This is a genomic window from Actibacterium atlanticum (assembly GCF_000671395.1).
Classification (GTDB): Bacteria; Pseudomonadota; Alphaproteobacteria; order Rhodobacterales; family Rhodobacteraceae; genus Actibacterium_D; species Actibacterium_D atlanticum.
In genome coordinates this window covers 1-1,178 of sequence record NZ_AQQY01000023.1, presented here as the reverse complement: position 1 = coordinate 1,178, position 1,178 = coordinate 1, and the positions used below count along the sequence as shown (strand labels likewise).

Here is a 1,178-nt window from a genome sequence, read left to right as displayed (position 1 = left end):
ATGGCAAAGGAAAAGTTTGAGCGTTCCAAACCGCACGTTAACATCGGCACGATTGGTCACGTTGACCACGGCAAGACGACGTTGACAGCAGCGATCACCAAGTATTTTGGTGACTTTAAAGCGTATGACCAGATTGACGGCGCGCCGGAAGAGAAAGCCCGCGGGATCACCATCTCGACAGCACACGTTGAGTATGAGACCGAGAACCGTCACTACGCCCACGTCGACTGCCCCGGCCACGCTGACTATGTGAAGAACATGATCACCGGTGCGGCCCAGATGGACGGCGGCATTCTGGTTGTGAACGCGGCTGACGGCCCGATGCCCCAGACCCGCGAGCACATCCTGCTGGCGCGTCAGGTTGGTGTGCCTGCTCTGGTTGTTTTCATGAACAAAGTTGACCAGGTTGACGACGAAGAGCTGCTGGAGCTGGTGGAAATGGAAATCCGCGAGCTGCTGTCCGAGTACGACTTCCCGGGCGACGATATCCCGATCATTGCCGGTTCGGCTCTGGCCGCGATGGAAGGCAACAACCCGGAAATCGGCGAAGAGAAGATCAAAGAGCTGATGGCTGCTGTGGATGACTATATCCCCGAGCCCGAGCGTGCGATCGACCAGCCGTTCCTGATGCCGATCGAAGACGTGTTCTCGATCTCGGGTCGTGGTACTGTTGTGACCGGCCGTGTTGAGCGTGGCGTGATCAACGTTGGCGACGAAATCGAAATCGTTGGCATCAAAGACACCACCAAAACCACCTGTACCGGCGTTGAAATGTTCCGCAAGCTGCTGGACCGCGGCGAAGCTGGCGACAACATCGGCGCGCTGCTGCGTGGTGTTGACCGCGACGGTGTTGAGCGTGGCCAGGTTCTGTGTGCGCCGGGTTCGGTGAACCCGCACACCAAGTTCGAAGCCGAGGTCTACATCCTGACCAAGGACGAAGGTGGCCGTCACACGCCGTTCTTCGCGAACTACCGCCCGCAGTTCTACTTCCGTACGACGGACGTGACCGGCACCGTTGAACTGCCCGCTGGCACTGAAATGGTTATGCCCGGCGACAACCTGAAGTTCACCGCCGAGCTGATCGCCCCGATCGCGATGGAAGAAGGCCTGCGCTTCGCCATCCGCGAAGGCGGCCGCACCGTCGGTTCGGGCGTCGTCTCGAAAATCATCGACTAAGC

The 1,178-nt window shown here is 59.1% G+C and carries 1 protein-coding gene; it reads left to right on the top strand.

What is annotated here, in order from left to right; genetic code table 11:
- Positions 1-1,176, top strand: coding sequence for an elongation factor Tu (gene tuf / locus ATO10_RS15775; RefSeq protein ID WP_035253453.1), 1,176 nt, complete (start codon positions 1-3; stop codon positions 1,174-1,176).
- Positions 1,177-1,178 lie beyond the last annotated feature (2 nt).

Excerpts from the sequence above, each read along its gene's own strand:
- tuf (WP_035253453.1), top strand. The coding sequence starts at position 1 with ATGGCAAAGGAAAAGTTTGAGCGTTCCAAACCGCACGTTAACATCGGC.